Origin of the sequence: Pseudomonas syringae group sp. 26L6, assembly GCF_032587815.1 — a bacterium.
Classification (GTDB): domain Bacteria; phylum Pseudomonadota; class Gammaproteobacteria; order Pseudomonadales; family Pseudomonadaceae; genus Aquipseudomonas; species Aquipseudomonas amygdali.
In genome coordinates, this window is record NZ_JAWHPJ010000020.1 from 294,848 (window position 1) to 318,195 (window position 23,348).

At 58.9% G+C, this 23,348-nt stretch carries 23 protein-coding genes and 1 other RNA gene; 5 read left to right on the forward strand and 19 right to left on the reverse strand.

Features of this window, described 5'->3' with window-relative positions:
* From RYA97_RS12265 to rsmI, 15 genes are all read right to left on the reverse strand, one after another.
* A complete protein-coding gene (locus RYA97_RS12265) occupies positions 1-870 on the reverse strand; it encodes a cell division protein FtsQ/DivIB (protein ID WP_004666180.1) in 870 nt (289 codons plus the stop codon).
* A gap of 3 nt (positions 871-873) precedes the next feature.
* On the reverse strand, positions 874-1,833 hold the full coding sequence (locus RYA97_RS12270) for a D-alanine--D-alanine ligase (protein WP_004666181.1): 960 nt from the start codon (positions 1,831-1,833) through the stop codon (positions 874-876).
* The gene (murC, locus tag RYA97_RS12275) at positions 1,830-3,290 is read right to left on the reverse strand and encodes a UDP-N-acetylmuramate--L-alanine ligase (RefSeq protein ID WP_005745009.1); all 1,461 of its coding nucleotides are present in this window, start codon (positions 3,288-3,290) and stop codon (positions 1,830-1,832) included. The genes RYA97_RS12270 and murC overlap by 4 nt, the downstream gene beginning before the upstream one ends.
* On the reverse strand, positions 3,283-4,353 hold the full coding sequence (gene murG, locus RYA97_RS12280) for an undecaprenyldiphospho-muramoylpentapeptide beta-N-acetylglucosaminyltransferase (protein ID WP_004666182.1): 1,071 nt from the start codon (positions 4,351-4,353) through the stop codon (positions 3,283-3,285). The genes murC and murG overlap by 8 nt, the downstream gene beginning before the upstream one ends.
* Positions 4,343-5,557, reverse strand: coding sequence for a putative lipid II flippase FtsW (ftsW, locus tag RYA97_RS12285; RefSeq protein ID WP_055006907.1), 1,215 nt, complete (start codon positions 5,555-5,557; stop codon positions 4,343-4,345). The genes murG and ftsW overlap by 11 nt, the downstream gene beginning before the upstream one ends.
* Complete coding sequence (gene murD / locus RYA97_RS12290) at positions 5,554-6,900, reverse strand: UDP-N-acetylmuramoyl-L-alanine--D-glutamate ligase (RefSeq protein ID WP_117140067.1); 1,347 nt, start codon at positions 6,898-6,900, stop codon at positions 5,554-5,556. The genes ftsW and murD overlap by 4 nt, the downstream gene beginning before the upstream one ends.
* 5 nt (positions 6,901-6,905) lie before the next feature.
* Positions 6,906-7,988: a phospho-N-acetylmuramoyl-pentapeptide-transferase gene (mraY, locus tag RYA97_RS12295; protein WP_002555049.1), complete on the reverse strand. Its 1,083-nt coding sequence runs from the start codon at positions 7,986-7,988 to the stop codon at positions 6,906-6,908.
* Complete coding sequence (locus RYA97_RS12300) at positions 7,988-9,358, reverse strand: UDP-N-acetylmuramoyl-tripeptide--D-alanyl-D-alanine ligase (RefSeq protein WP_005745005.1); 1,371 nt, start codon at positions 9,356-9,358, stop codon at positions 7,988-7,990. The genes mraY and RYA97_RS12300 overlap by 1 nt, the downstream gene beginning before the upstream one ends.
* Positions 9,355-10,815 (reverse strand): UDP-N-acetylmuramoyl-L-alanyl-D-glutamate--2,6-diaminopimelate ligase, encoded by a 1,461-nt coding sequence (locus tag RYA97_RS12305; protein WP_005745004.1) that lies wholly within the window; start codon positions 10,813-10,815, stop codon positions 9,355-9,357. The genes RYA97_RS12300 and RYA97_RS12305 overlap by 4 nt, the downstream gene beginning before the upstream one ends.
* Complete coding sequence (locus RYA97_RS12310; protein ID WP_004666184.1) at positions 10,815-12,542, reverse strand: peptidoglycan D,D-transpeptidase FtsI family protein; 1,728 nt, start codon at positions 12,540-12,542, stop codon at positions 10,815-10,817. Before RYA97_RS12310 ends, RYA97_RS12305 begins: the two co-directional genes overlap by 1 nt.
* A complete protein-coding gene (ftsL, locus tag RYA97_RS12315) occupies positions 12,542-12,835 on the reverse strand; it encodes a cell division protein FtsL (protein WP_002555053.1) in 294 nt (97 codons plus the stop codon). Before ftsL ends, RYA97_RS12310 begins: the two co-directional genes overlap by 1 nt.
* Positions 12,832-13,773: a 16S rRNA (cytosine(1402)-N(4))-methyltransferase RsmH gene (gene rsmH, locus RYA97_RS12320; protein ID WP_002555054.1), complete on the reverse strand. Its 942-nt coding sequence runs from the start codon at positions 13,771-13,773 to the stop codon at positions 12,832-12,834. The genes ftsL and rsmH overlap by 4 nt, the downstream gene beginning before the upstream one ends.
* Positions 13,774-13,775: 2 nt before the next feature.
* On the reverse strand, positions 13,776-14,231 hold the full coding sequence (mraZ, locus tag RYA97_RS12325) for a division/cell wall cluster transcriptional repressor MraZ (RefSeq protein WP_002555055.1): 456 nt from the start codon (positions 14,229-14,231) through the stop codon (positions 13,776-13,778).
* A gap of 307 nt (positions 14,232-14,538) precedes the next feature.
* Positions 14,539-14,896: RNase P RNA component class A (gene rnpB / locus RYA97_RS12330), an RNA gene on the reverse strand.
* Between the two features lie 97 nt (positions 14,897-14,993).
* Positions 14,994-15,863 (reverse strand): 16S rRNA (cytidine(1402)-2'-O)-methyltransferase, encoded by an 870-nt coding sequence (gene rsmI / locus RYA97_RS12335; protein WP_162882964.1) that lies wholly within the window; start codon positions 15,861-15,863, stop codon positions 14,994-14,996.
* Positions 15,864-16,144: 281 nt separating this feature from the next.
* Between rsmI and RYA97_RS12340 the strand changes: the two genes are divergently transcribed.
* The 4 genes from RYA97_RS12340 (at position 16,145) to RYA97_RS12355 (ending at position 19,668) form a co-directional block, all read left to right on the forward strand.
* Complete coding sequence (locus RYA97_RS12340; RefSeq protein ID WP_004666185.1) at positions 16,145-17,959, forward strand: penicillin-binding protein activator; 1,815 nt, start codon at positions 16,145-16,147, stop codon at positions 17,957-17,959.
* Positions 17,959-18,330: a YraN family protein gene (locus RYA97_RS12345; RefSeq protein ID WP_005745001.1), complete on the forward strand. Its 372-nt coding sequence runs from the start codon at positions 17,959-17,961 to the stop codon at positions 18,328-18,330. The genes RYA97_RS12340 and RYA97_RS12345 overlap by 1 nt, the downstream gene beginning before the upstream one ends.
* A gap of 169 nt (positions 18,331-18,499) precedes the next feature.
* Entirely contained in the window at positions 18,500-19,093 is a 594-nt protein-coding gene (locus tag RYA97_RS12350) for a phosphoheptose isomerase (protein WP_002555059.1), read from the forward strand.
* Complete coding sequence (locus RYA97_RS12355) at positions 19,090-19,668, forward strand: BON domain-containing protein (protein WP_002555060.1); 579 nt, start codon at positions 19,090-19,092, stop codon at positions 19,666-19,668. Before RYA97_RS12350 ends, RYA97_RS12355 begins: the two co-directional genes overlap by 4 nt.
* A gap of 60 nt (positions 19,669-19,728) precedes the next feature.
* On the opposite strand, the gene RYA97_RS12360 is transcribed toward RYA97_RS12355, so the two are convergent.
* The 4 genes from RYA97_RS12360 to rplM form a co-directional block, all read right to left on the reverse strand.
* Entirely contained in the window at positions 19,729-20,139 is a 411-nt protein-coding gene (locus RYA97_RS12360) for a ClpXP protease specificity-enhancing factor (RefSeq protein ID WP_004656546.1), read from the reverse strand.
* Positions 20,140-20,156: 17 nt separating this feature from the next.
* Positions 20,157-20,774, reverse strand: a complete 618-nt coding sequence (locus RYA97_RS12365) for a glutathione S-transferase N-terminal domain-containing protein (protein ID WP_004656548.1) — start codon at positions 20,772-20,774, stop codon at positions 20,157-20,159.
* Positions 20,775-21,055: 281 nt separating this feature from the next.
* Complete coding sequence (rpsI, locus tag RYA97_RS12370) at positions 21,056-21,448, reverse strand: 30S ribosomal protein S9 (protein WP_002555064.1); 393 nt, start codon at positions 21,446-21,448, stop codon at positions 21,056-21,058.
* Positions 21,449-21,462: 14 nt separating this feature from the next.
* Positions 21,463-21,891, reverse strand: a complete 429-nt coding sequence (gene rplM / locus RYA97_RS12375) for a 50S ribosomal protein L13 (RefSeq protein WP_002555065.1) — start codon at positions 21,889-21,891, stop codon at positions 21,463-21,465.
* A gap of 453 nt (positions 21,892-22,344) precedes the next feature.
* Between rplM and RYA97_RS12380 the strand changes: the two genes are divergently transcribed.
* Complete coding sequence (locus RYA97_RS12380; RefSeq protein WP_161937917.1) at positions 22,345-23,292, forward strand: GlxA family transcriptional regulator; 948 nt, start codon at positions 22,345-22,347, stop codon at positions 23,290-23,292.
* Positions 23,293-23,348: the final 56 nt, after the last annotated feature.

Sequence of the window (23,348 nt, forward strand, 5' to 3'; positions counted from 1 at the left end):
TCAATTCTTCGCGACGGCGGGTTTGTCCGTCGTTGCCGCTGCCTGTTCGCGCCAACCGACCGCAAGGCCGTTGGAGTAACGCAAGTCGACGCGCGCGATATTCGTGATTTGTTCTTTCAGCGTTTTGTCGTAAATCGCGATGAAACGGCGCATTTTTTCGACGAGATGGTCGCGTCCAAGCAACAATTCGATTCCCGGGCCAGCACTACCGGCGCCTGTCGTCAGGAACCAGCTGCCGCGCTCGCGCAGCTCCAGGCGCACGATGGAGAAGCCCAGCGGGCGCAACATCTGACTCAACACCTGATACTGCTGCATCACCTGCTGCTGGGCCCGCTGCGGGCCGAACAACTGGGGAAGATGTTCGTAATTGGACAGTTCACGCGGCGTGAAAGCCTGCCCCTGGTTATTCAACAGCGCTTCATCACCCCAACGGGCAACCGGCAACTGCTCTTCAAGACGAATCACAACCTGATCCGGCCATACACGACGAACTTCGGCGTGGGCGATCCAGGGCATCTGCTCAAGCTCGGTGCGCATGCCGGTCAGATCGATCTTGAAAAAGCTCGACGCCACATAAGGCGCAATCCGCTGTTGCACAGCCTGCTGGCTGATGTAACTCAAATCGCCCTGCACATTGATGCGGGTAATCGGGCGGTCGGCGTACGGCAGCAGACGTTGTGCGGCCTCATAGGTGCCGAAGCCCAGAACCACCAGCAACACAGGCCAGAGCAGACGCTTCAGAACACTGAAGTTAGCCTTGGGCAGGCGCGCCGACAGAGGCTCCTTGGCCACCATTCGGCTGGCGCCACGCGGCACCGGCTTGTTGCGGCCGGGTGCAGGTGGCTGAGGACGTGCCGACGCGCCGTACATGCCTTACCCTCTCGCCTGAACACTGTCGGCCAGAATCGCCAACACCAGTTGTTGAAAATCCAGACCTGCAGCACGCGCAGCCATTGGCACCAGACTGTGATCGGTCATGCCGGGCACGGTATTCACTTCCAGTAACCAGAACTTGCCTTGTGCGTCCTGCATGACATCCGTGCGCGCCCACCCTGCAATACCGATGGCGTCGCAAGCGCGTGCTGCAAGTTGTTTGAGTTCCTGTTCCTGCGCATCGCCAAGCCCGCAAGGGATCCGGTACTGAGTATCGGACGCCAGGTACTTGGCATCGTAATCATAAAAACTGTGAGGAGTGCCCAGGCCAATGGGAGGCAACACCTGGCCACGCAGAGACGCCACAGTGAACTCAGGTCCCTGAATCCACTGTTCGACTAATACTTGCGAATCGTAGGTACTGGCGGCTTTCCAGGCGGCGATCAATTCATCGACGCTGTTCACCTTTGCCATACCGATACTTGAACCTTCATGGGCCGGTTTGACGATCAAAGGGAAGCCCAGTTCCGTCGCTGCGCAAATACAATCGCTCTCGTTTCCAAGAACAGCATGCAAGGGCGTTGCAAGGCCGAGACTCTGCCAGACCTGCTTGGTACGCAACTTGTCCATCGCCAGCGCGGAAGCCAGTACACCACTACCGGTATAAGGGATTTCCAGGCATTCCAACAGGCCTTGCATGGTGCCGTCTTCGCCGCCTCGCCCATGCAGAACAATGAAGGCACGGTCGATCTTTTCACTGACCAGTCGCTGCAGGAAGTCATCGCCCACGTCAATGCCGAACGCATCCACGCCAGCATCGAGCAGTGCCTTGAGCACGGCATTACCCGAGTTCAGGGAGACTGCACGCTCGGCACTCTTGCCACCAAAGAGCACGGCGACACGACCGAAGCTTTTCGGCTCGAGTGTCGAGCGCAGGGAAGACAGGGTGACGGCTGTCATTTCAGCTTCCCTTCGGTAGGGGCCGCTTTTGCGCCAGCGAACAGCGGGCTTTTCAGTAGTTGTGGAGCAAGACCGCCGATATCGCCAGCGCCCTGGCACAGCAGAATGTCGCCAGCGCGCAGCAGCGGCTTGACCAGCGGTGCCAGCTCGACGCCGCGCTCGATGTAGATCGGGTCCAGCTGACCGCGCTGACGAATGCTGTGGCACAGATTGCGGCTGTCGGCGCCGGGAATAGGCTCTTCACCCGCCGGGTAGACTTCCATCAGCAGCAACACATTGGCGTCGGCCAGAACCTGTACGAAATCGTCGTACAGGTCACGGGTGCGGCTGAAGCGGTGCGGCTGGTAGACCATCACCAGACGACGATCCGGCCAGCCGCCACGTACGGCGCTGATCACAGCAGCCACTTCACGCGGATGGTGACCGTAGTCATCGACCAGCATCACATTACCGCCTTCGACCGGCAGCTCGCCGTACACCTGGAAGCGACGACCGACGCCCTGGAACCCCGAAAGGCCCTGCACGATCGCCTCATCGCTGACACCTTCGTCGGTAGCGATAGCGATGGTCGCCAGCGAGTTGAGTACGTTGTGATTGCCGGGCATGTTCACCGACACATCCAGCGGCTCGCGGTCGCGGCGCAGTACGGTAAAGAATGTCAGCATGCCGTCCTGACGCACGTTGATCGCACGTATGTCGGCAGACTCGCTGAAGCCGTAGGTCAGCGTCGGGCGCTTGACCTGCGGGAGAATTTCACGCACCACCGGATCGTCGATGCACATGACCGCCAGGCCATAGAACGGCAGGTTATGCAGGAACTCGACAAAGGTCTTCTTCAGTTTGTTGAAGTCGCCTTCGTAGGTCGCCATGTGATCGGCGTCGATATTGGTGACCACCGCCACAAGAGGCTGAAGGTGCAGGAAGCTGGCGTCGCTTTCATCGGCTTCGGCGATCAGGTAACGGCTGGTGCCCAGCTGGGCGTTGGTGCCCGCGGCGTTCAAACGGCCGCCAATCACAAAGGTAGGGTCCAGGCCACCAGCAGCGAACACCGAAGCGATCAGGCTGGTGGTGGTGGTCTTGCCATGCGTACCGGCGACAGCGATGCCGTGGCGATAGCGCATCAGTTCGGCGAGCATCTCGGCACGAGGCACGACTGGAATACGGCGTTCCAGCGCGGTAGCGACTTCCGGGTTGGAAGTATTCACAGCGCTGGACACCACCAGTACGTCGGCACCCACAGTGTTCTCGGCACGATGGCCGACAAAAATCTGCGCGCCGAACGATTCCAGACGCTCGGTCACGGCCGAGCCCTTGAGGTCGGAGCCCGAGACTTCGTAGCCCAGGTTCAACAATACTTCGGCAATCCCGCACATACCGACGCCGCCGATACCGACGAAGTGGATGCGACGGATACGGCGCATTTCAGGTTGTGGCATGGCGCGTTGATTCTCAACCATGGGCCACCTCCACGCAGACGTTGACGACGGTGTTGGTTGCATCAGGCTTGGCCAGGCTACGTGCAGTGCGGGCCATGCTGTTCAATTGTTCGGGTTGCATCAAAACCTCTTTCAGGCGTGCTGCCATCTCGGCGGCGCCAGTTGTCGCTTGCGGCATGACGAAGGCTGCGCCTTCGCGAGCCAGATAGTCAGCGTTACGTGACTGATGGTCATCAATCGCGTGGGGCAGCGGTATCAGCAACGACGGCAGACCGGCGGCGGCCAGTTCGCTGATGGTCAATGCGCCTGCGCGGCAGACCACCAGATCGGCCCAGCTATAGGCTTGGGCCATGTTCTGGATAAACGGCGCAACCTGCGCCTCGACGCCCACGTTGCGATAACGCTCGGCGGTGACTGCGTCGTGATTCTTGCCCGACTGATGAAACACTTCGGGCTGGATGTCCTGAGGCAACCGGGCCAGCGCCTCGGGCAGCAATTTGTTCAATGGCTCCGCGCCCAGGCTGCCGCCCAGTACCAGCAGACGCGCCTTGCGTCCGGCCAGCGCCTGACGCGGTGTTTCCAGAAACAGCTCGACACGCACCGGGTTGCCGGTGGTGCGGCGTTTGGACGAGGCCGCAAAGGTGTTCGGGAACGCCTCGCACACGCGGCTGGCGAACGACGCCAGGCTGCGATTGGCTGTACCGGCGACGGCATTCTGCTCGTGAATGATCAAAGGTACGCCTGCCAGCTTCGCCGCCAGGCCGCCAGGGCCGGTGACATAGCCACCAAAGCCAACCACGCAGACCGGTTTCACCTGACGCACAACCTTGCGCGCCTGCATCAGGGCCTTGAGCAACATGAAAGGCGCCTTGAGCAGTGACAGCCGGCCTTTGCCACGCAGCCCGGTGACATTGATAAGGTGCAGCGTCAGACCGGCCTGAGGGACCAGTTCGTTTTCGATTCCGCGTGGCGTGCCCAGCCAGTGGACCTTATAGCCACGAGCCTGAAACTCGCGTGCACAAGCCAGCGCCGGGAATACATGCCCGCCGGTGCCGCCAGCCATGATCAGCACATTAGCGTCCATGGGGCGTCTCCTCGGCGAAGTCGCTTTCCTTGAACTCGGCTTCTTCACTGCCCATGTTGTTGCGCGATTCCCACTCGATGCGCAGCAGCAGGCCAAGACTCGCGCAGCAGATCACCAGCGAGCTGCCGCCGTAGCTGAGGAACGGCAGAGTCAGTCCCTTGGTTGGCAGCAGACCGACGTTCACACCGATATTGATCAGGAACTGGCCGATCCACAGGAACGACAGACCGTAGGCCACATAGGCACCGAAGAACTGCTTGGCACGTTCGGCCCACATGCCGATGTACATGCCGCGAATACTGACAAACAGAAACAGTGCGACGGTGATCAGCGAACCGATGACGCCCAGCTCTTCTGCAAGCACCGAGAACACGAAGTCGGTGTGCGCTTCCGGCAGATAGAACTGCTTCTGCACACTGTTGCCCAGCCCGACACCGAACCATTCGCCACGACCGAAGGCGATCAGCGCCTGGGTCAATTGATAACCGGAACCGAACTGGTCGGCCCACGGGTCGGTAAAGTTGGTCAGACGCGCCATCCGGTAAGGCTGTGCCTGGACCAGAACAACGACCGACGCCACAGCCAGAACCACCATCAGCGAGAAGCGGAATAGGCCGACACCACCGAGAAACAGCATGGCTGCGGCCGAGCCCATCATTACTACGGTCGCACCGAAGTCAGGCTCCATCAACAGCAGACCTGCCATCGGCAACAGCACAATGAACGGCTTGAAAAAGCCCATCCAGCTTTCGCGAACTTCCTGCTGCTGACGGATCAGGTAGCCGGCAAGGAAGATCACAACGAATACCTTGGCGATTTCCGACGGCTGCACGTTGAACGCGCCGAAACCGATCCAGCGCATCGAACCGTTTACCTCGCGCCCGATTCCCGGCACCAGTACCAGCAGCAACAGGCCGAACGCGCCAAGCAGCATCATCCAGCCCAGGCGTTGCCAGGTGGCGACCGGAATCATCATGGTCACGCCGCAGGCACCCAGACCGATCAGCAGATAAACCAGGTGACGGGTCATCATGTACAGCGTGTTACCGGACTGTACGGCGGCAACTTCCGACGAGGCGGAAGTAATCATTACCAGCCCAAGGCCCAGCAGCGCCAGGCAGCCGACCAGCATCGGGAAGTCGAGGTCAATGCCGCGCCCGCTGATCAGTGGCGATGGATAAGGCTTGATCACACCGAAGATCATGACAAGCACTCCACTGCCTGCGCGAACACACGTCCGCGCTCTTCATAATTCTTGAACATGTCCAAACTGGCGCATGCAGGCGAAAGCAGTACCGCATCGCCACGCTGAGCCAGTCGGGCACTTTGCTCGACAGCGGCCTGCACGGTATCGACACGAACCAGCGTAACGGCGTCGCCCAATGCCTGAGCAATCAGCTCGGCGTCGCGGCCCAGTAACACCGCAGCGCGGCAATGCTCAGCGACTGGCGCACGCAATGCGTTGAAGTCAGCGCCTTTGCCATCGCCACCAGCGATCAGCACCAGCTTGCCGTCGATATCCGAACCCAGGCCTTCGATGGCAGCCAGTGCGGCACCAACGTTGGTGGCCTTGGAGTCGTTGTAGTAATGAACGCCGTCATGCTCACGCAGCCACTGGCAGCGATGCTCCAGCCCGGTGAATTCGCGCAGGCTGGCGAGCATCGCATCGAACGGCAGGCCGACCGCATGCCCAAGCGCCAATGCAGCAAGGGCGTTGGCCTGATTGTGAGCACCACGAACTTTCAGCTCACGTACCGGCATCAGGTTTTCGAACTGGAACGCCAGGTATTTTTCGCCGTTTTCTTCACGCAGACCAAAGCCGTGGAAATCAGGCTTGTTGAGACCAAACGTCCAGCAAGGCAGGCCTTCACCGATCAGCGGACGGGACAGCGCATCCTGACGATTGACCACCACTTGCCGCGCGCCACGGAAAATCCGGTGCTTGGCCAGGTGATAAGCCGGCAGGCCGCTGTAGCGGTCCATATGGTCTTCGCTGATGTTCAGCACGGTTGCCACTTCAGCGTTGAGCTGGTCGGTGGTTTCGAGCTGAAAGCTGGACAGCTCCATTACGTACAGTTCGACATCGTCGCTGAGCAGGTCCAGCGCCGGAGTGCCAAGGTTGCCCCCAACCGCAACGCGTTTTCCGGCAGCGACGGCCATTTCTCCCACCAGCGTTGTCACCGTGCTTTTCGCATTCGAACCGGTAATGGCAATGACCGGCGCCTTCGCGTAACGCGCGAACAGCTCGATGTCACCGGACAGCTTGACGCCGCGCGCGTGCGCCTGCTGCAAGGCCGGCGTGGCAAGCGCCAGACCGGGGCTGACGTACAACTCGTCGGCACGGCAGAGGAAATCCACGTCCAGCTCGCCACAACGCACTTCCACCTGCGGATAGTCACGACGCAAGGTCGCCAGCTCAGGAGGATTCTCCCGCGTGTCGGCCACGGCAAAGGACACGCCCCGGTTCGCCAGGAAGCGAACCAGGGACATGCCACTTTTGCCAAGCCCCACAACAATGCGGAAGCGGTCGGAAACGATCAGGGACACTCGTTCTACCTCAGTTTCAGTGTGGCAAGGCCAATGAGCACCAGAATCACGGTGATGATCCAGAAACGGACGATCACGCGCGGCTCAGGCCAGCCTTTGAGTTCAAAGTGGTGGTGAATCGGCGCCATGCGGAACACGCGGCGACCGGTGAGTTTGAAAGACGCAACCTGAATGACCACTGAAAGGGTTTCCATCACGAACACGCCGCCCATGATGAACAGGACAATTTCCTGACGCACGATCACAGCCATGGTGCCCAGTGCAGCGCCCAGCGCCAGCGCACCGACGTCGCCCATGAATACCTGCGCCGGATAGGTGTTGAACCAGAGAAACCCGAGCCCCGCACCAATCAGCGCACCAGAGAAGACAATCAGCTCGCCGGCCCCCGGTACGTAGGGAATCAGCAGGTATTCAGCAAACTTCACGTTACCCGACAGGTAGCAGAAGATGCCCAGCGCACCGCCGACCATCACCGTCGGCATGATCGCCAGACCGTCCAGGCCGTCAGTCAGGTTGACTGCGTTACTGGAGCCGACGATCACGAAATAGGTCAGCACGATGAAACCGATACCCAACGGAATGCGCACATCCTTGAGCATCGGCACGATCAGCGTGGTTTCGGTAGCCGACGGTGCAGTCGTATAAAGGAAGATCGCTGCACAGAGGCCGAATACCGACTGCCAGAAATACTTCCAGCGGCTCGGCAGGCCACGCGAGTTCTTTTCGATCACTTTGCGGTAGTCATCGACCCAGCCGATGGCTCCGAACAGCAGTGTCACCAGCAACACAACCCAAACGTAACGATTGCTCAGGTCAGCCCACAACAGCGTACTGATACCGATGGAAGAGAGGATCAGCGCGCCGCCCATGGTCGGCGTACCCGATTTGGACAAGTGCGACTGCGGGCCGTCGTTGCGGACAGACTGGCCGATCTGGCGCATCTGCAAGGTACGAATCATCCAGGGGCCCAGGCACAGCGACAGTGTCAGCGCAGTGAGCACACCAAGGATCCCGCGCAAGGACAGGTACTGAAAGACCGCGAAGCCTTTGTAGAACTGTTGTAAGAACTCGGCCAACAGCAGCAGCATTAATGTTTCTCCAGGCTAGAACCGCACAAGGCAGCCACGACGTTTTCCATCGCAGCGCTACGCGAGCCCTTGATCAGTAAAGTGGTATTAGGGTCCTGCTCGGCGCCCAGCGCCGCGATCAGCTCTGCCTGACTGGCAAAGTGGTACGCATGTTCACCAAAGGCGCTGACGGCATGAGTCATCAACGGGCCGACGGCATACAGCGCCGAGACCTTGCCAGCGGCATAGGCCCCTACGTCGCGATGGCCTTGTTCGGCCCACTCGCCCAGCTCGCCGATATCGCCCAGCACCAGCACGGTACGACCGCTAAAACCGGTAAGGATGTCGACGGCGGCGTTGATCGAGGCAGGGTTGGCGTTGTAGGTGTCATCAATGACGCGCGTGCCGTTGCTGGCGATTTGCACAACCGCACGGCCCTTGACCGGCTGCACGTTGTTCAGGCCCGCGACAATGCCTTCCAGCGTCACGCCCAGTGCGCAGGCTGCAGCCGCGGCCGCCAGGGCGTTGGTCACGTTATGCGCGCCCAACAGATTCAACTGAACCTGGGCGACGCCGAGCGGGCTGTTGATGGTGAAGCCCGGGCAGCCGCGGGCATCATTACTAAGGTCGCTGGCGTGCAGATCCGCCGCAGGGTCAGCCAGTGCGAAGGTCAGAATGTTGCGATTGCCGGCACGCTTGCGCCAGACGGGGAAAGCCTTGTCCTCCAGATTCAGCACCGCGGTGCCGCTGGCATTGAGTCCTTCCAGAATCTCGCCCTTGGCCTCGACAATTTTGTCCGGTCCGCCAAACTCGCCGACGTGGGCGGTTCCAGCGTTGGTAATGATGGCAACGTGTGGCTTGGTCAGGCTCACGGTGAAGGCAATTTCGCCCACCCGCGATGCACCCAGTTCGATGACCGCCGCACTGTGCTCGGGAGCCAGCTCCAGTAACGTCAATGGCACGCCCAGCTCGTTGTTCAGATTGCCACGAGTGGCCAGCACAGTGCCGCGCGTACGCAGGATGCTCGCGAGCATTTCCTTGACCGTGGTCTTGCCGCTGGAACCGGTCATCGCTGCAACCGGCTTGTCGATGAACGCATTGCGGTTCATTGCGCCCAATTGCGCGAGCGCCTTGCGGGTATCGAGCACGACCAGTTGCGGCAGGCTTGCGCCCTGCACTTCGCGCTCGACCAGAGCACCGACCGCACCTTTGGCAGCCACCTGCTCAAGGTACTCATGGCCGTCGAAGCGCGGCCCGGTCAGGGCCACAAACAGCTGGCCCGGCTGGATACCACGGCTGTCGGTGCTCACACCGTCAAAGCTGCAGTCGCCAGCGACCAGACGGGCGTCAAGCGGCACGACCAGTTCGCTGAATGTCATTGACTTAATCATTCGCAGGCCCCCCACGCAGCAAGCGCCTTGGCAGCTTCTTGCAGGTCAGAGAACGGATGGCGCTGACCGTCGATCTCCTGATAATCCTCATGCCCTTTACCGGCCAGGACTACGACATCATCGGCATTGGCGCTGGCAATCAACTGGGCAATGGCCTGGCCGCGACCTTCGATGAAGCGCACCTTGTCAGCAGCAGCGAAGCCAGGGCGGATATCGTCAAAAATACTGGCTGGCGATTCGGAGCGCGGGTTGTCGTCGGTGACCCACACACCGTCGGCCAGGCGTTCGACCACTTCAGCCATCAGCGGACGCTTGCCGCGATCACGATCACCGCCACAGCCGAACAGGCACAACAGGCGACCTTTGGCGTGCGGGCGCAGTGCTTCGAGGACTTTTTCCAGCGCATCCGGAGTATGCGCATAGTCGACAACCACCAGCGGCTTGTCGGCACCGCCCAGACGCTGCATGCGCCCGACCGGGCCTTCGAGTTTCGGCAACACCTTGAGAATTTCGTCCAGCGCGTAATCCAGGCCCAGCAAAGCGCCGACCGCAGACAGCACGTTGCTCAGGTTGAAGCGACCCAGCAGGCTGCTGCGCAGGAAGTGCTCGCCCTGAGGCGTGACCAGCGTAGCGCGCACGCCATCGTCATCGAATTTCGCATCGCGGCAATACAGGTAGGCCGAGCTGTCCAGCTGGCTATAGGTGATCAACCGCGACTCTTGCTTGATACCGGCCAGTTCACGACCGAAAGCATCATCCAGATTGATTACCCGGCATTTCAGGTTGGACCACGCAAACAGCTTGGCCTTGGCGGCAGCGTACGCTTCCATGGTGCCGTGATAATCCAGGTGATCACGGGACAGATTGGTCAGCACCGCCACATCAAACGCCAGCGCCGTCGCCCGCCCTTGATCCAGCCCATGAGACGACACTTCCATTGCCACTGCGCGCGCACCGGCCTTTTTCAGGTCGGTCAGCGTCGCCTGAACGGCTATCGGGTCGGGCGTGGTATGACGGCCGCTTTGCAACGCGCCGTAGAAGCCTGTGCCCAGCGTGCCGACGATGCCGCAGTGCTGACCCAGTGCATCAAGCGCCTGGGCAACCAATTGAGTGACGCTGGTCTTGCCGTTGGTGCCGGTAACGCCTACCAGATTCAGGCTGCGGCTCGGATCGCCGTAGAAGCGGCCGGCAATATCGGACAACTGCGCGGCGAGCCCCTTGACCGGGATCAGCGGCACGTCAGTGATCGGCAGAACGGTCGAGCCTTCTACTTCGTAAGCCACAGCCGCAGCGCCACGCTTGAGCGCGTCGGCAATATGCGCACGGCCATCGACCTTGATACCCGGAACGGCCAGAAACAGATCACCCGGACGGACATTGCGGCTGTCGAGAGTCAACTCGCGAATCAAGGGGTCGCGGTCGGTGTGAGCGAAAATCTTGCTCAGATTAAAGGCCATCAACCACGCCCTCCTTTGGCTGCCGGTGCTGCATTGACTTGTTCCGGTGGGGCAAGGTTGTCAGGCGTGACGTTCATCAGACGCAACGTACCGGACATGACCTTGCTGAATACCGGAGCCGAAACCAGACCACCGTAGTAACCGCCCTTGCTCGGCTCGTCGATGACCACGACGATGGCATAACGCGGGTTACTCATCGGGCCGAAACCGGCGAACAGGGAGCGGTAGGAGTTCTCCGCATAGCCCTTGGTGCCGATGGACGTCTTACGCGCCGTACCGCTCTTGCCGCCGACATGATAGGACGGCACACGGGCGCGATAAACGCCGCGCGGGTCTTCGATAACCTGCTGCAACATGCCCTGCAGCGTCTTGGCGGTTTTCTCGGGAATGGCCTGGGTCGATTCCGGTTCTTTATCTGTTTTCAGAATGGTCAGTGGCACGATGCGGCCGTTATTGGCCAGCGCGCCATAGGCGTGTACCAATTGCAAAGCGGTAACTGACAGACCGTAGCCATAGGACAGCGTGGCGGTCTCGGCCTTGCGCCACTCGCGATAGTTGGGCAGGTTGCCAACGCGCTCGCCAGGGAAGCCGAGGCCGGTGTACTGACCGAAACCAACGCGTTGCATGGCACGGAAGATCGCTTCGCCGCCCACATCGAACGCGACCTTGCTCATGCCAACGTTACTGGAGTTGATCAGGATGCCGGTCAGATCGAGGATCGGGCCCTCGGTCTTGGTCACGTCACGAATCGTGTACTTACCGATCTGCAGTGTGCCTGGATAAACCTCGACCTTATCGGTGGGCTTCCAGCGGCCACTGTCCAGCGCTGCAGTCATGGAGATCGGTTTCATGGTCGAGCCCGGCTCGAACACGTCAATGATTGCCCGGTTGCGCATGGCAGCAGGCACCATGGTGCGGCGATTGTTCGGGTTATAGGTCGGCTGATTGACCATCGCCAGAACTTCACCGGTCTTGACGTCCATGATCACCATGCTGCCTGCCTTGGCCTCGTTTTCCACGATGGCGTTGCGCAGTTCACGGGTTGCCAGGTATTGCAGACGCAGGTCAATAGACAAAGCCAAGGTCTTTCCGGCCTTGGCATTCTTGGTCACCTGAACATCCTTGATCAGTCGGCCGCGCCGGTCCTTGATAACCTGACGCTTGCCGGGCACTCCCGCAAGCCAGTCGTCATAAGCCAACTCGACACCTTCGCGACCGTGGTCATCAAGGTCGGTAAAACCAACCATGTGCGCGGTAACATCCCCTGCCGGGTAGAAACGGCGGAACTCTTCGATGCCGTAAACGCCAGGGACTTTCAGATCCAGTGCTGCCTGGCCCTGCTCCGGCGTCATGCCACGAACAAGGTAGATAAATTCCTTGGTGGATTGCGATTCCAGGCGATCAGTCAACGCTTTCAGATCCTGCCCGGTAGCCGCTGCGAGCATCGGCCACTTGGACTTGTCCTGCTGCATTTCGCGCGGATTGGCCCACAGCGTCGTCACCGGAGTACTCACGGCAAGCGGCTCGCCGTTGCGGTCGGTGATCAGGCCACGGTGAGCCGGAATCGGAATATGCCGCAGGCTGCGGGCATCGCCCTGCTCCTTGAGAAAGGTGTGGTCGATAACCTGCAGGTCAACGATGCGCCAGCAAATGGCGAGCACAAGGGACACCAGCAGCCCCACGACCACGCGAAAACGCCACGGATAAAGCGCGCCTTCAAGTTTCATCATGGCGCCACCATCCGCACTTCGGCAGCGCTTGGAATGCGCATTTTCAGCTGTTCGGTGGCCAGATTCTCGATGCGGCTGTGTGCAGTCCAGGTGCTCTGTTCAAGGATCAGCCGGCCCCACTCTGCCTGCGCCTTGTCGCGCACGCTCATTTCCGAGTACAGCGAGTTGAGCAGTTGACGATTCCAATGTGCGCTATAGGAAACGCCAATCGCTGAAATCAGGACAGCAATGAACAGCAGCAGCATAATGAAGCTGCCGCCGGGCAAAGGTTTCAGAAACAGACGGCTCACCTGAGCTTCTCCGCTACGCGCATGACAGCGCTGCGCGAACGCGGGTTGGCTTTGGTTTCGGTATCCGAGGCGAATTGAGCCTTGCCGTGAATTTTGATTTTCGGTTCGAACGGTTTGAACTGGATCGGAAGATTGCGTGGCATGTTGTCGGCTTCGCCCTTGGCGAGCTTGCGCATGAACAATTTGACGATACGGTCTTCCAGCGAGTGAAAACTGATGACGACGAGGCGACCACCGACTTCAAGGGCATCCAGTGCAGCTTCAAGACCGGCTTCCAGATCACCCAGCTCGTTGTTCACGTGAATACGCAGCCCTTGAAAGGCTCGCGTTGCAGGATTCTTGCCCTTCTCCCAGGCAGGGTTGGCGACCTTGAGCACTTCTGCCAGATCAGCGGTACGCTCGAAAGGCTGGACTTCACGGCGCGCGACGACGGCATTAGCCATGCGCTTGGCAAACCGCTCTTCGCCGTATTCCTTGAATACGCGGGCAATTTCTTCAGCGGGTGCAGTCGCGATGAACTCGGCAGCGCTCACGCCACGGGTTGGGTCCATGCGCATGTCCAGCGGGCCGTCGTTCATGAAGCTGAAGCCGCGCTCGGGGTCATCCAGCTGCGGGGACGAAACGCCCAGATCCAGCAGAATACCGCTGACCTTGCCCGCCAAACCGCGTTCCTGAGCCTCGGATCCCAATTCGGCAAAGCTGCGCTGCACAATGACAAAGCGGCCGTCTTCGGCCGCTAGCGCTTGCCCTGTGGCAATCGCTTGAGGGTCCTTGTCGAACCCAAGAAGCCGACCATCAGGGCCAAGCTGGCTCAATATCAGACGACTATGCCCGCCACGTCCGAACGTGCCGTCCAGATAGCAGCCATCGGCACGCACCGCGAGAGCCTCCACGGCTTCTTCAAGCAGCACGGTGATGTGGGTAAAGCCGCTGTTCATAGTCACAGGATCAAATCACGTAATTCGTCGGGCATAGCGCCAGGTTTTTGAATGGCAGCCAGGTCAGCATCAGCAAGAGCGTTCCAGGCGTCCTCGTCCCACAGTTGAAACTTGTTGAGCTGGCCCACCAGCATTACGCGCTTGTCCAGCCTGGCGTATTCGCGCAAGCGTGGCGGCACCAGAAAACGCCCGCTGCCATCGAGTTCCAGATCGACAGCATTACCAATCAAAAGCCTTTGCAGACGACGGTTCTCTTCACGAAACGTCGCCAGATCACGAAGTTTTGCCTCTATCAGCTCCCATTCGGAAAGCGGGTACAGGCAAAGACAGGGATCAACGGCATCAATGGTCACGATAAGTTGCCCGGCACTACGCGAATCCAACTCGTCACGGTACCGGCTCGGCATAGCGAGACGGCCCTTGGCATCGAGATTGATCGCGTTGGCACCACGGAACACAGGCGCATTCTCCGAATTTTAGCTTTTTGCGCTGAAAAAACCCACTTCGTGCCACTTTCTGCCACTTGTGCACACTATAGGAACGCGCCCACCACACCGTCAAGGCACGGTCTTAAGGAAAACCCTTACATTTCGGAGATTTAGGAGAGGTACTGGGTATAAAAGGGTAATTTTACGAACGATCTGACAGATAAATCCCACACAACTCAAATCGTTGCGATTCAAAGTTAATGTGATTTATGAGCTGTAAGATTTTTTTGGTATTACGAGAGGGTTTTGCTGCTTGAAACGAAGGGTGAGAAAAAAGGTGGAGAGTCGATCTGTAAGCCGGGTTCTGTCGAGAACAGTCATTCCTCTACGACGGCCATCACTGGACGTCTTTAGCAACCTACCCGGTTCCAGCGCGGGCCACGCCTAGGAACCCTATTTGGTCTTGCTCCGAGTGGGGTTTACCTTGCCACGAGCTGTTACCAGACGTGCGGTGCGCTCTTACCGCACCTTTTCACCCTTACCGGCACCGAAGTGCTTAGGCGGTTATTTTCTGTGGCACTTTCCGTAGGCTCACGCCTCCCAGGCGTTACCTGGCACTCCGCCCTATGGAGCCCGGACTTTCCTCCCCCCCCTGTTGCGGAACAACAAGAGGCAGCGACTGTCCAATCGACTCTCCGCCGCCAAGGTTAGCGGCACATGCCTTCAAGAACAAGCTTTAATAGCACGTGGGGCGCACTTGTCCCCGTTATCCACCCCTTTAAAGGCAACCCATCATTCCTTCTGTTTCTCCAGTGCCACCTGATAAAGCAGGTTCTTGCGCACGCCGGTTATTTCGGCTGCCAAGGCTGCGGCGCGCTTGAGAGGCATCTCTGCAAGCAGTAAATCCAGTATGCGGCGCGCCTCCTCACCAATGACATCCTCGTCCTCGGGTGGCGTCCAGCCGGCTATCAGCACCACGCATTCGCCACGCTGCTGATTACTGTCAGCCTCGACAAAAGCCCGCAGCTCACCCAAAGGCAGACCCTTGAGCGTTTCAAAAGTTTTGGTTATTTCACGTGCCAGCAAGGCCTGACGGTCGGCACCGAAGACTTGCTCCATGTCTTGCAGACACTCAAGAATCCGGTGCGGCGCTTCATAATAAATAAGCGTGCGCAGCTCTTCCTTTACTCGCTCAAGCTTTGCCTTGCGCCCTGCAGCCTTGGCAGGAAGAAAGCCCTCGAAAATGAATCGGTCCGAAGGCAGCCCGGCCGCAGAAAGAGCGGCGATCAGGGCGCAAGCGCCCGGCACAGGCACAACCGGTACACCTACAGCACGCGCCTGGCGTACCAGGTGATAACCGGGATCAGAGATCAGCGGCGTGCCCGCGTCGGAAATCAGCGCCACATCATCGCCAGCCAGCAGACGCGTTATGAACCGACTACCCTCATCACGTTCGTTATGCTCGTGACAGGCGGCCAGCGGAGTGGATATCCCGAAGTGCTGCATCAGCCGTGCAGAATGGCGCGTGTCTTCAGCCGCAATCAGCGCGACTTCACGCAACACCTTCAATGCCCGCACGCTCATGTCGTCCAGATTGCCGATAGGAGTCGCCACTACATAAAGCGAGCCCGGAGTGGAATTCGAAACAACCGGAACAGTCAAAACGCAAACCTCACAGGTTAAAGCTGATACTTGGAAAGAATGCATTGTACAGGCTGAAGCACGGCCGAGCGGTTCGCGCATCAGGGATGCCGATAAAAAAGGAATAAATACATGATCAAGGCCGGACACAACACAACGCTGCCTTCTCGAATTGAACGATTTGGCCGCCAGATGACACTAACGCGACCAATATCACGGCTTTAAACACCTTCGACATCGCACCCCGGCCAGCGCTTGGGTACAATTCCCCGTTAATTCGCTCGAGTTTCAGGAACATACCAATGATCGCTTGTCTGCGGCTGCTCTCTGCCCTCTGCCTCGCTGCCCTTCTCGCAGCCTGTGCCAGCTCGCCCTCGTCCAGCCTTGGCGAGCTGCCTCGAACCCCTGACGCCAGCATCGAGCAGTTGCTTGATCAGGCCGCCACAGCCAAAACACCCGAGCAGGCTGCAACGCTGCGCTTGAGTGCAGCCGACCTGGCCGCCCGCCAGAATGACGCCGGACGCGCTGCGCAGATCCTCGGACAGGTGCAAATCGATCAACTCAAACCCGGACTGCAGGTTTTCGCCAGCACATTGTCCGCAGAGCTGGCGATGGGCCGCAATCAGCCCAAGGCAGCACTGACCGCACTGAACCACCCGAGCATGCAACGCCTGGGCGAACTGTCGGTCGAGCAGCAGGTTCGCACCCACATGGTCAAGGCGCGCGCCCTGGAGGCCGATGGCCAGGCCCTGGCGGCCGTCAATGAGCGAGTATTCGCCGGCCCTCTGCTGCAAGGCGCAGAGGCCAGCGCCAACAATGATGCAATCTGGACGCTGGTCTCCGCTCTGCCGGCCGAGCAGCTGCAAAGTACCGCCAGCGGCGATATGGGCGGCTGGCTGAATCTGGCCCGCTCGATCAAAGGCGCAGGCACACTTGAGCAACAACAGGCGGCCATCGACAACTGGAAAGCCCAGAACCCGAAACACCCGGCAGCGCTGCAACTGCCTACCGCCCTCGCCCAACTGCGCGCCCTGACCAGCGAGCCGATTACCAAAATCGCTCTGCTGCTGCCGCAGGATGGTCAACTGGCCGCCGTTGCCAAAGCGTTGCGCGAAGGCTTCATGGCCGCGCACTTTCAGGCGCAACAAGCAGGACAGAATCCACCCGCCATCCAGGTGTTCGACAGCTCGCGCGTTACCTCGATGGATGAGTTCTACCGTCAGGCCCAGGCCGCTGGCGTACAGCTGGTCGTAGGTCCGCTGGAGAAGAACCTCGTCAAACAGTTGAACAGCCGTCAGCAGCTTCCGATCACTACCCTGGCGCTGAACTACAGCGACACCAGCAACGAAGGCCCCGCTCAGCTGTATCAGTTTGGTCTAGCTGCCGAAGACGAAGCCCGCGAAGTTGCACGTCGCGCCTGGGCCGATGGCAAGCGCAGCGCTGTAGCAATGGTGCCGAAAGGCGAATGGGGCGACCGCGTACTGGATGCCTTCCGCAAGAGCTGGCAGGCCAAGGGCGGTACGCTGATCGCAGCCGAGCACGTTGACCAGCCCGTAGAACTGGCACAACAGGTCGCCGATCTGTTCCAGTTGCGCAACAGTGAAGGCCGCGCCCAGCGCCTGCAGAGCACTGCCGGCACTCAGGTAGCCGCGCAGCCAAGCCGTCGCCAGGACATTGACTTCATGTTCCTCGCCGCGACGCCGCAACAAGCGCAGCAGATCAAGCCAACCATGGTTTTCCAGTACGCAGGCGATGTTCCGGTCTACGCCACCTCGCACCTGTTCACCAACAGCAACGATCATGCGCAGTACATGGACCTCAACGGCGTGCGCTTCTGCGAGACGCCATGGCTGTTGAACGCTGAAGACCCACTGCGCCAGCAAGTCACCGCGCAATGGCCACAAGCTGCTGGCAGCCTTGGCCGCCTGTACGCAATGGGCATCGACGCCTACCGCCTGGCCCCACGCCTTGCGCAACTCAAGGCGATGCCTGACAGCCGCATCGATGGCCTGTCGGGCAGCCTGAGCATCAACCCTGGCCGTCGCGTCGAGCGCCAGTTGCCATGGGCGGAGTTCGTCGACGGCAAGATCCAACGCCTGCCGGACACAGCGCCTTGATGCCACGCAGCAGCCGCCAACAAGCAGGGCGCGAGGCTGAAGCCTTCGCCCTGCAGTTTTTGCAACAACAGGGGCTGCACCTGATTGAACAAAACTGGTTATGCAAACGCGGCGAGCTTGATCTAGTCATGCTTGACGGCGATACAGTAGTATTCGTCGAAGTTCGCTACCGGCGCCATTCAGGCTGGGGTGGCGCTACGGAAAGCGTTGATTTTCGCAAGCAGGCAAAACTTGTCACTGCCGCACAGCTTTTTCTGCAGCAAGCAACAGACTGGGCCAGTCACCCCTGCCGTTTCGACGTGATCGCCATTGAAGGCCAGCCTGGCAACGCTGCACCGCTGAACTGGATCAAAAGTGCTTTTGACAGCTGACCTTGTGCTCGAGCAAAGCAGCTCCGCCGTGCTGATGATCTGCAATAGCTTCTACGCTCACCGATTACGCTATTTGTTTTGCCGGCTGCACACCTTGTGTGCCGGATAGCTCCCGGGAGAACCCGGCGCATCCGTCCCGCCGCCGTACGCTCTAATTAAGGTCACATTGATGGACATGCAATCCCGAATTCGCCGGCTGTTCCAGGCCAGCATCGAAACCAAGCAACAGTCGATGGAAGTCCTTGCACCCTATATCGAGCAAGCCAGTCAGGTCATGGTCAATGCCCTGCTCAACGAGGGCAAGATGCTCGCGTGTGGCAACGGCGGATCGGCTGGCGATGCACAGCACTTTTCCTCGGAACTGCTCAACCGTTTCGAGCGCGAGCGGCCGAGCCTGCCAGCCATCGCCCTGACAACCGACAGCTCGACGATCACCTCGATCGCCAACGATTACAGCTACAACGAAATCTTTTCCAAGCAGATCCGCGCACTGGGCCAGCCAGGTGATGTGCTGCTGGCCATTTCCACCAGCGGTAACTCGGCAAATATTATTCAGGCCATCCAGGCCGCACATGATCGCGAAATGATTGTCGTAGCATTGACGGGACGCGACGGTGGCGGCATGGCTTCCCTGCTATTGCCCGAGGACGTGGAGATCCGCGTACCTGCCAATGTCACGGCACGCATACAAGAAGTCCATCTGCTGGCGATCCATTGCCTTTGCGATTTGATCGACAGCCAACTGTTCGGGAGTGAAGAATGACCCCTAATCGTCTCAGCCTATTGGTTCTGACACTGTGCCTGAGTGTCACCGGATGCAGCTCGGTGATCACGGCCACTCGCGACAAGCCGATCGAAGATGATCGAGGCACCCGCACCTTCGGCAGCAAGATCGATGACTCGCTGATCGAGACCAAGGCAGCCGTCAACATTTCCAAAGCCAACCCTGATCTCGCAGAAGGCTCGCACATCGTTGTGACCAGCTTCAACGGCATCGTGCTGCTGGCTGGCCAGACACCCCGCGCCGACCTCAAGGCAATTGCCGAACAGGCCGCCAGCTCGGTCCAGCGCGTCAAGAAGGTCAACAACGAGTTGCAGGTCATGGCGCCTTCTTCGCTGCTGGCGCGTAACAACGATGCCTGGCTGACCACCAAGATCAAAAGCCAGATGATTGCCGACGCATCCATCCCCGGCTCGCGCATCAAGGTGGTGACCGAGAATGGTATTGTGTTCCTGCTGGGTCTGGTGACTCAGGATGAAGCCAATCGCGCCACCAACCTGGTACAGGGCGTTTCCGGCGTGCAGAAGATCGTCAAACTGTTTGAGTACATCGACTGACGGGTAACTGGCAGGCGAAAAAAAGGCGATCCGGAGATCGCCTTTTTTATTGCGCATTTTTTACTTCACGACCTTCAGACTCGGCCGGCCGCTTGGGCGCGGTGGCTCGCTGTCGGGCGGAGTATCATCTTCGATCTCGATTTCCTCACCCTCATCCATGGAAGGCTCCAGATCGAAAACCATACCCTGGCCGTTCTCACGGGCATAAATGCCCAGGATGGCAGCTACAGGCACATAAAGCGTGTGTGGCACACCGCCGAAGCGGCCTTCGAAGCTGACGGCCTCGTTATCCATATGCAGATGACGCACCGCACTTGGCGAAACATTCAGGACAATCTGCCCATCATTGGCAAACCCTTGTGGGACCTGCACCGAGGGGTAATCCGCATTGACCAGCACGTGCGGGGTGCAATCGTTATCGACGATCCACTCATAGAGAGCGCGAACAAGATAAGGGCGACTGGAGTTCATTAACGGCTCCTTAAGCCTTAGCGCATTTCACGTTCGGCAGCAGACAGACTCGCCTGAAAAGCCTCACGCGCAAATTGGCGCTCCATGTAATCAAGCAACGGCTTGGCAGGCCGCGGCAATTCAATACCCAAAATTGGCAAACGCCAGAGTATGGGGAGTAGACAGCAGTCAACAAGACTTAGCTCGTCGCTCATGAAAAAAGCTTTTTCCGCGAACAACGGTGAAACCCCGGTCAGACTTTCACGAAGCTCCTTGCGCGCCTGAACACGAGCAGGCTCTTTGCTGCGCGTATCAAGGATCAGGTCCACAAGGCCACACCAGTCTCGCTGGATACGATGGATCAGCAGACGGCTGTTGGCGCGCGCCACTGGATAGACAGGCAACAAGGGCGGATGCGGATAGCGCTCATCCAGGTATTCCATCACCACCGTCGACTCGTACAACGCCAGGTCACGATCAACAAGAGTCGGCAAGCTGCCATACGGATTTACTTCAATCAGCTGCGGCGGATGACGACCTGCCACAACCTCAATGATTTCGGCGCTGACACCCTTCTCGGCGAGCACAATTCGCACGCGATGAGAATAGTGGTCGGCGGGGTCGGAGTAGCAGGCCAACCGGTTGGTCACGCCCATGGCGATCCTCCTCGCTTGTTAAATTTTATCGGACAGACGAACGAATACGCCTTAAGGGCGCATCCGATAATGAACGCAACAGGACAGGTGTTCGTCGCGGGCCACAAGATAGCTCATTTACGCGATGTAAATTCTGTAATCTTCGCCGACAGGCTTATAAATCTCGCAATATCGACGTGACACGCCCAACTTGAAAACACCTCGACCGCAAAAATCACACCCATAAAAAAACGCCCAGCCCCGCGAGGGGATGGACGTTCTTTCTTTGAACGAAGAACGAATTAACGCTTCGAGTACTGCGGACGCTTACGCGCTTTACGCAGACCGACTTTCTTACGTTCAACTTCACGAGCATCGCGAGTCACGAAGCCTGCTTTACGCAGAGCGCCACGCAGAGTCTCGTCGTATTGCATCAGAGCGCGAGTGATACCGTGGCGGATTGCGCCAGCCTGACCACTTACACCGCCACCGATAACGGTGACGTAGATGTCGAACTTTTCAACTGTCTCGGTCAGTTCCAGCGGCTGACGAACTACCATGCGGGCAGTTTCGCGGCCGAAGAAATTGTCCAGGGAGCGGTTGTTGATCGAGATGTTACCAGTACCCGGACGCAGGAAAACGCGAGCGGTTGCGGTCTTGCGACGGCCAGTGCCGTAATTTTGAGTCGCCGACATAATGAACTATTCCGTTAAAACTTCAGTTCTTGGGGCTGCTGAGCAGTATGAGGGTGTACAGCGCCCGCATAGACTTTCAGCTTACGATACATGTCGCGACCCAGCGGGTTCTTAGGCAGCATGCCTTTGACCGCGGTCTCGATCACGCGCTCAGGAGCTTTGGCGATCAGCTTTTCGAAGTTGATCGACTTGATCCCGCCCGGAAAACCGGAGTGTGAGTAGTAGATCTTGTCGGTGGTTTTGGCACCAGTAACGCGGATCTGCTCGGCATTGATCACGACGATGTAGTCGCCGGTATCAACGTGCGGAGTGTATTCCGGTTTGTGCTTGCCACGCAGACGGCTCGCGATTTCGGTGGCCAGACGACCCAGGGTCTGACCAGCAGCGTCGACGACGAACCAGTCGCGCTTAACTGTTTCCGGTTTAGCAGTAAAAGTTTTCATTCTTTATAGCCTCAGGGGCCGCCCTGAAAATTAGACGGCGGATCTTACTGAATAGTGCGTACTTTGACAAGTCAAAGGCAGCCGGAAACAGACGCTATCGGGGGCTCGGGTCAGCGCGTCCGTTATACGGCAAGATTCTTCGGCAGACGGCGCATCACTTCCACTGCAAAGAGCTGGCGGATTATACAGACTGTAAAAATAACCTCAACCGGATTTTTTGTTCACATTCTGTTTATTGCCTGCGAGGCGTGGATTGGCGGATATTTACCCGCTTAGCACAAAGCCATCATGCGCACCTCTCGCAGAGATCCTGGCATGAGGAGGCTGGACACACCCGACAAAAAATAAGACGATCCAGCCGTTGCTTGACCATTTACCCATATAAGAATAACGATTATGCCGATCCAACACGCCACTCTGCTGCGCCGCGTAAGCATTCTGACCACCGACAAGATGTTTGCCTCGACGGTCATGCAGGCCAAAGACTTCTTCCACTTAGCCAGCCTGCGCTACAGCAAACAACTGGGACATGGCCTGGTCCCCGCTTTCGAAACCCGCCTCGTCAGCCCGGACGGACTCTCCGTCAGCAGCTTCAGCGACGTCACATTGCCAGTCGACGGCGCGCTGTGCCAAAGCGACATCATCGTTATCCCGGCCTTTTGGGATGATTTTGAAACACTGTGCGAACGCTACCCGCAGATCCTGCCCTGGCTGCGTGAGCAACACGCCAACGGTGCCGTACTCTGCGCCGAAGCCACCGGGGTCTACTGGCTTGCCGAGGCAGGATTGCTCGACGGCAAGGAAGCGACTACCTACTGGCGCTTCTTCGGTGCATTTGCCGAACGCTACCCCAAGGTGCTGCTCAACCAGGAAAAGCACCTGACTGACGCCGATAACGTGTACTGCGCAGGGGGCACGACGTCAGCGTGCGACCTCTACATCTACCTGATCGAGCGGTTCTGCGGTGCCAACGTCGCGCAGGCCGTGGCCCGCGATATTCTTTACGAGGTACGCCGCACCTACTCACCGGGCCGCATAGGCTTTGGCGGACAGAAACTGCATCAGGACGTGGTGATCCTGCAGATTCAGCACTGGCTGGAAGAGCACTTTGCCGACAAGTTCCGCTTTGAAGATGTGGCCCGAGAGCACGGTATGAGCATTCGCAATTTCATGCGCCGCTTTCAGACCGCAACCGGTGACAAGCCGCTGCATTACCTGCAACGGCTGCGGATCGAAACGGCAAAGGGATTGCTGTCAGGGTCTCGCAAAAGCATCAAGACCATCAGCTACGAGGTGGGCTATGACGACGCCAGCTTCTTCGCCCGGCTGTTTCGCCAACACACAGAGCTGTCGCCCAACCAGTACCGGCAGCAGTTCGAGAGCCAGAAGGAAAAGCTGTGAGCTGCAGCATGGGCGAGTTTCAAGCGTGTAGCTTGAAACTCGCCGCTTGCAGTCGC